Source organism: Micrococcus sp. ACRRV, from assembly GCF_022346985.1.
Classification (GTDB): domain Bacteria; phylum Actinomycetota; class Actinomycetes; order Actinomycetales; family Micrococcaceae; genus Micrococcus; species Micrococcus porci.
On the sequence record NZ_JAKRNH010000133.1, the window covers coordinates 1 to 5,679 of the forward strand.

At 73.9% G+C, this 5,679-nt stretch carries 6 protein-coding genes; all 6 read left to right on the forward strand.

The genetic code is table 11. From position 1 onward, the window contains the following. Positions 1 to 143 precede the first annotated feature (143 nt). On the forward strand, positions 144 to 905 hold the full coding sequence (locus tag MHY29_RS10980; protein WP_224354750.1) for a YebC/PmpR family DNA-binding transcriptional regulator: 762 nt from the start codon (positions 144 to 146) through the stop codon (positions 903 to 905). A gap of 7 nt (positions 906 to 912) precedes the next feature. Next, on the forward strand, positions 913 to 1,599 hold the full coding sequence (ruvC, locus tag MHY29_RS10985) for a crossover junction endodeoxyribonuclease RuvC (RefSeq protein WP_239241236.1): 687 nt from the start codon (positions 913 to 915) through the stop codon (positions 1,597 to 1,599). A 125-nt stretch (positions 1,600 to 1,724) separates the two neighbouring features. Beyond that, positions 1,725 to 2,369, forward strand: a complete 645-nt coding sequence (gene ruvA / locus MHY29_RS10990) for a Holliday junction branch migration protein RuvA (RefSeq protein ID WP_239241237.1) — start codon at positions 1,725 to 1,727, stop codon at positions 2,367 to 2,369. Continuing rightward, a complete protein-coding gene (ruvB, locus tag MHY29_RS10995) occupies positions 2,366 to 3,379 on the forward strand; it encodes a Holliday junction branch migration DNA helicase RuvB (protein ID WP_239241238.1) in 1,014 nt (337 codons plus the stop codon). The genes ruvA and ruvB overlap by 4 nt, the downstream gene beginning before the upstream one ends. Positions 3,380 to 3,432: 53 nt before the next feature. Beyond that, positions 3,433 to 3,834 carry a preprotein translocase subunit YajC gene (gene yajC, locus MHY29_RS11000; RefSeq protein ID WP_224354756.1) on the forward strand — a complete coding sequence of 134 codons (402 nt, stop codon included), beginning with the start codon at positions 3,433 to 3,435 and terminating at the stop codon, positions 3,832 to 3,834. A gap of 72 nt (positions 3,835 to 3,906) precedes the next feature. Further along, a partial coding sequence (gene secD, locus MHY29_RS11005; protein WP_239241239.1) for a protein translocase subunit SecD occupies positions 3,907 to 5,679 on the forward strand: 1,773 nt, incomplete at its 3' end.

A 5,679-nucleotide genomic window follows, 5' to 3' on the forward strand; every position in this document is an offset into this window, starting at 1 on the left:
GGTGGCCCGCGGGGAGGCGGTGGGTGATGTGCGTCATGCCGCCCAGCCTAGGTCGGGGACGTCCGGCGCTACACTGGGCGGTCGAGCACGCGCCGCCCCGCGCGCGTCGTTGCAGCATCCCGACGAGCAGAAGGAGACAGCGGATGTCCGGTCACTCCAAATGGGCCACCACCAAGCACAAGAAGGCCGTGATCGACCAGCGTCGCGCCAAGGCGTTCGCCAAGTACATCAAGGGCATCGAGGTGGCCGCCCGCGCCGGCGGCGCCGACCTCTCCGGCAACCCCGCGCTGGACCTGGCCGTCTCCAAGGCCAAGAAGAACTCGGTCCCCAACGACAACATCGACCGCGCCATCAAGCGCGGCGCGGGCCTCACCGGCGAGGTCATCGACTACACCGAGATCATGTACGAGGTCCGCGGCCCCCAGGGCTCCGCGCTGCTCGTCGAGTGCCTCACCGACAACAAGAACCGCGCCGCCGCCGACGTGCGCGCCGCGGTCACCCGCAACGGCGGCACCATGGCCGACTCCGGCTCCGTCTCCTTCCTGTTCCACCGCAAGGGCGTCGTCCGCCTGCCCGCCGCGGGCAACACCGAGGACTCCCTCCTCGAGGCCGTGCTCGAGGGCGGCGCGGACGCCGAGGAGGTCGTGCTCTCCGGCGACGACTTCGAGATCGTCTCCGAGCCCGGCGACCTGCGCGCCGTGGCCGAGGCCCTCGACGCCGCGGGCATCGACTACGAGACCGACGAGATGGAGCACCTGCCCACCATGAAGGTGGAGCTGGACGCCAAGGGCGCCCGCACCTTCCTGAAGCTGGCCGACGCCCTCGAGGACCTCGACGACGTGCAGAACGTGTTCTCCAACGTGGACATCGCCCCCGAGGTGATGGACGAGCTCGAGCAGGACTGAGCGCATCGTGACGGACCGGCCCGCCGGCGTCGTCCGCGTGCTCGGGGTGGACCCCGGGCTGACCCGCTGCGGCATCGCCGTGGTGGACGTGGACGCGCGCAGGCGGGCCGAGCTCGTCCACGTCGAGGTCGTCGGCACGGCGCCGGAGGAGTCCCTCGACGCCCGCCTGCTCTGCATCGACCGGGCCGTGAGCGCTGTGCTCGTGCGCTTCCGGCCGGAGCGCGCGGCCGTCGAGCGGATGTTCGCCAACAACAACACGCCCACGGTCCTGGGCACCGCCCAGGCGGCGGGCGTGGCGATCGCCGCCGCGGCCCGCGCGGGCGTCCCGGTGGGCCTGCACACCCCGTCGGAGGTGAAGGCGGCCGTCACCGGCAACGGCGACGCCGGCAAGGAGCAGGTGACCACCATGGTCACCCGGATCCTCCGCCTGGACGCGCCCCCGCGCCCGGCCGACGCCGCCGACGCCCTCGCACTGGCCATCGCCCACGCCTGGCGGGGCACGGCCCTCGGGCGGGCCGCCGGGCACACCGGCCTGGACACGTCGGGACTGGCCAGCCGCACCGGAGCCTCGCGGGGCGCGGCCGGCGCGCGCGTGCGCCGCACCCCGAAGGCCGCCCTGACGCCCGCGCAGCAGGCGTGGCTCGCCGCGGAGCGTTCCGCCGGCGTCCGTCCCGATCGCCGCAGCGCGGGCTGACCGGGAGGCGGGGCACGGGCGGCCGACGACGGCGCGCGGCGCGCCCTCTCCCGCCGCGCCGTCGCCGGCGGCGTTCGATGATATGTTCGAATCCCGTCCGCCGACCGACCCCCTGGAGGCCCCCGATGATCGCGTCCCTCTCCGGCACCGTGGAGCACGTGGGCCTGGACCACGCGGTGATCGCCGTCGGCGGCGTGGGCCTGAGCTTCTCCGCCACGCCCCAGACCCTGTCGCACCTGCATGAAGGACGCGACGGCGCCGTCCAGACGCACCTCGTGGTCAAGGAGGACTCCCTCACCCTGTTCGGGTTCGCCGACCGCGCGGAGCGCGAGGTGTTCGAGGTCCTGCTGGGCGCCAACGGGGTCGGCCCGCGCCTGGCGCTGGCCATCCTCGCGGTGCACCGCCCCGAGGCCGTGCGGCGGGCCGTCACGGACGAGGACGAGAAGGCCCTCACCCTCGTGCCGGGGATCGGCCCCAAGATGGCGCGCAAGATCATCGTCGACCTCGCGGGGCGGCTGGCCCCCACGGGCGAGGTCGAGCCGGAGGCGGCCGTCGTGGAGCCCGAGGCCGCGGCCGACGCCTGGCACGCGGACGTCGTGCAGGCCATGACCGGTCTGGGCTGGTCGGAGAAGGAGGCCGCCAAGGCGGTCGCCGCCACCGTCGCCACGCACCCGGACGTGGACACCTCCGGCGACGTCGCCGCGCTGCTGCGCGCCACCCTGCGGGACGTCGGCGCCGCCGCGGCCGTGCGCGGGGGCCGCCGCGCATGAGCGAGCGCCCCGTCACCGCGTTCGAGGCCGACGCGGAGGAGCGCCGCCTCGAGGCCGCGCTGCGCCCGAAGCTCCTCGACGAGTTCGTGGGCCAGGCCCGCGTCCGCGAGCAGCTGGACCTCATGCTCGCCTCGGCCCGGCTGCGCGACCGCGCGGCGGACCACGTGCTGCTCTCCGGTCCGCCCGGCCTCGGCAAGACCACCCTCGCCATGATCGTGGCGCAGGAGATGAACGCGCCGCTGCGCCTGTCCTCCGGCCCGGCGATCCAGAACGCCGGCGACCTCGCGGCGATCCTCTCCTCGCTGACGGAGGGGGAGGTGCTCTTCCTCGACGAGATCCACCGCATGTCCCGGCCGGCCGAGGAGATGCTCTACATGGCCATGGAGGACTTCCGCGTGGACATCGTGGTGGGCAAGGGCGCCGGCGCCACATCCATTCCGCTGGAGCTGCCCCCGTTCACCCTCGTCGGGGCGACCACGCGCGCCGGGCTGCTGCCCGGGCCGCTGCGGGACCGGTTCGGCTTCACCGGCCACCTCGAGTTCTACGCGATCGAGGAGCTCGAGCGGGTGCTGCGCCGCTCGTCCGCCCTGCTGGACATGCGCGTCGAGACGGACGGCTACCGGCAGATCGCCTCGCGCTCCCGGGGCACGCCGCGCATCGCCAACCGGCTGCTGCGCCGCGTGCGGGACTGGGCCCTGGTGAAGGGCCTGGACACCGTGGACGCCGAGGCCGCCTCCGCCGCGCTGACCATGTACGAGGTGGACGCCCGCGGCCTGGACCGCCTGGACCGCTCCGTGCTGACCGCCCTGTGCACCACGTTCGGGGGCGGCCCCGTGGGCCTGACCACCCTGGCCACCGCCGTGGGGGAGGAGGCCGAGACCGTGGAGACCGTCGCCGAGCCCTTCCTCATCCGGGAGGGCATGATGGCGCGCACCCCGCGCGGCCGCGTGGCCCTGCCCGGCGCGTGGGACCACCTGGGCATGACCCCGCCGGAGGCTCCGCTCGGCTGAGCGCCCTACACTGGCACGGATCCCCGCAGTCGACTCGACCTGGAGTGTGCCCCGTGCCGCTGACCCCGCTCGCCCCCGTCCTCGCCGACGACGCCGCCGGCGGCGGCAACGTCCTCGTGCTGGCCATGTTCGCGGCCCTGGCCGTGATGCTGTTCCTCTCCTTCCGGCGGGGCAAGAAGGCCCAGGCGGAGGCCGCGGACATGCGGGCACGCCTGACCCCCGGTCAGGAGGTCATGACCGGCGCGGGCATCTTCGGCCGCGTCGTGGCGGTGGACGCCGCCGCCCAGCGCGTGACCTTGGAGACCGCGCCCGGCACCCGCATGGACGTGCACCTGCAGGGCATCGTGAAGATCGAGGAGCCGGATGTCGCGCCCGCGGCGGACACCGCCCCCGCCGTCGGCGGTGCGCACGCTGCGGAGACGGCCCCCGCGGCCGACGACACCGACCGCGCCTGAGCCCCGGACCCGCAGCACCCCTCCCCGGCGGCCGGGCACGCACCCGGACCGCCCGCAGCGAAAGCAGCACGCATGGCGAAGACCTCACCCACCCGCGCCGCCGGGCGCACCCTGGCCTGGCTGGCCGCGCTGATCGTGGCGCTCACTGCGATCCTCGGGCTCGGCGTGGCCTCGGGCCAGGCCTCCTGGGCCCCCAAGCTCGCGCTGGACCTCGAGGGCGGCACCCAGATGGTGCTCGCCCCCACGACGGCCAGCGGAGAGCAGGCCACCCCCGAGCAGCTCCAGCAGGCCGTGGAGATCATCCGCCAGCGCGTGGACGGCTCCGGAGTGGCCGAGGCCGTCGTCGCCACCCAGGGCGACCAGAACGTCGTCGTCTCCATGCCGGGCGTGCCCGACGAGGAGACCCGCCGCCTGATCCAGGCCTCCGCGGACATGCAGTTCCGTCCCGTGCTGCAGGCCGTCCCCGGCGGCCAGCCGACGCCCCAGGACCAGCTGGTCCCGAAGGACCAGTTCCCGACGCCCTCGGCCGAGCCGACGGACGCCTACGACCCGAACTGGATCACCCCGGAGCTGGCCGACGAGTTCCAGCGCACCGACTGCACCCTGCCGCGCGACCCGAACGCCGCCCCGCCGGCCACGGACCGGGCGGTCGTGGTGTGCGAGCCGCAGCAGGAGACCCCCGCGGGCACGATGCCGGCGACGAAGTACATCGTCGGCCCGGTGGTGATCCCCGGCACCATGATCGAGAAGGCGAGCAACGCCACCGCCCAGTCGCAGACCGGCGTGACCACCAACGAGTGGGTCGTGAACATCGACTTCGATGGAGAGGGCACCAAGCGCTTCACCGAGGTCACCCAGAAGCTGACCCCCTTCGCCGAGGGCGACCCGCGCAAGCAGTTCGCCATCATGCTCGACGGGCAGGTGATCGCCGCGCCGCAGTCGAACGTGGTGATCACGGGCGGCCAGGCGCAGATCTCCGGCCCGGGCTTCACGGAGGAGTCCACCGCCCAGCTCGCCGAGCAGCTCAACTACGGCTCCCTGCCGATCTCCTTCACGATCGAGTCGGAGCAGCAGATCTCCGCGACCCTCGGCCGCGACCAGCTGTTCTGGGGCCTCATCGCGGGCCTCATCGGCCTCGCGCTCGTCGCCGTCTACCAGTTCTTCCAGTACCGGGCGCTGGGCCTGCTGACGTTCGCCTCGATCGTCGTGGCCGGCGCCCTCACGTACCTGGCCATCGCGATCCTCGGCTGGACGGACAACTACCGCCTGTCCCTGGCGGGCATCGCCGGCCTGATCGTGGCCATCGGCCTCACGGCGGACTCGTTCATCGTCTACTTCGAGCGCATCAAGGACGAGCTGCGCTCGGGCCACACCCTGGACGCGGCCCTCCATGAGGGCTGGAAGCGCGCCAAGCGGACCATCACGGCCTCCAAGGCCGTGAACCTGCTGGCGGCCGTCGTGCTGTACTTCGTGGCCGTGGGCAATGTGCGCGGCTTCGCGTTCACGCTCGGTCTGACGGCGATCGCGGACCTCCTCGTCGTGTTCATGTTCACGCACCCGCTGATGGTGCTGCTCTCCCGCACGGACTTCGTGGGCGGCGGGCATCCGATGTCCGGCCTGGACCCACGGGTCCTCGGCGTCGAGCCCGCCCTGTACCAGGGCGCCGGCCGCTTCCGGGAGCCGGCCGCCGCCCGTGCCGCGCGGGGAGGCTCCCACGCCGCGGATGACGACGACGCCGGGTCGCCCGCCGCGCGTCGGGGTCGCCGGAGCGAGCAGCCCATGACCATCGCCGAGCGCCGGAGGGCGGAGCGGGCCGGCGCTCGGCGATGGTCATGGGCTGCTCGC

Bases quoted from the DNA above. Each gene is read 5' to 3' on its own strand.
- ruvB (WP_239241238.1), top strand. From the start codon at position 2,366: ATGAGCGAGCGCCCCGTCACCGCGTTCGAGGCCGACGCGGAGGAGCGC.
- MHY29_RS10980 (WP_224354750.1), top strand. From the start codon at position 144: ATGTCCGGTCACTCCAAATGGGCCACCACCAAGCACAAGAAGGCCGTG.
- ruvA (WP_239241237.1), top strand. From the start codon at position 1,725: ATGATCGCGTCCCTCTCCGGCACCGTGGAGCACGTGGGCCTGGACCAC.